This window comes from Bartonella sp. W8167, from assembly GCF_016100335.1.
Lineage (GTDB): Bacteria > Pseudomonadota > Alphaproteobacteria > Rhizobiales > Rhizobiaceae > Bartonella > Bartonella apis.
In genome coordinates, this window is the sequence record NZ_JACFSQ010000018.1 from 1 (window position 1) to 342 (window position 342).

The 342-nt window shown below is 46.2% G+C and carries 1 protein-coding gene; it reads right to left on the bottom strand.

Annotation, left to right across the window (positions count from 1 at the left end):
* Nucleotides 1-342, bottom strand: a 342-nt coding sequence (locus H3V12_RS11095; RefSeq protein ID WP_198214713.1) for a hypothetical protein, incomplete at both ends; no start/stop codon positions are given.

Sequence of the window (342 nt, forward strand, 5' to 3'; positions counted from 1 at the left end):
ATAAAAGTGGCGTACTATCGTTCAGATAACCGCCATTCCTGACCGCAAGCAAATTTTTCGGGTCATTATTGTTTACAACAAAATAGGTCGGTGCTGCCGGCGGCGTTTTATCAACAACCGGTTCGTCATGGTCATCATCATCACTTGACACTGCAGCAGCAATGCCGCCCGCTCCGGCAGCTGCCCCTAAAATCCCCAATAGAACATTCTGCGAAAAACCGCTTTTGTCTTTTATCTCTTCATAATAAACATTGGTATCAAGAATGCCGTCGCCATTATCTGTAAGCGCCTGACTGAAGTCGGTCAGCCATGTCGTGCCATCATCAATGAAAATCAGATTGC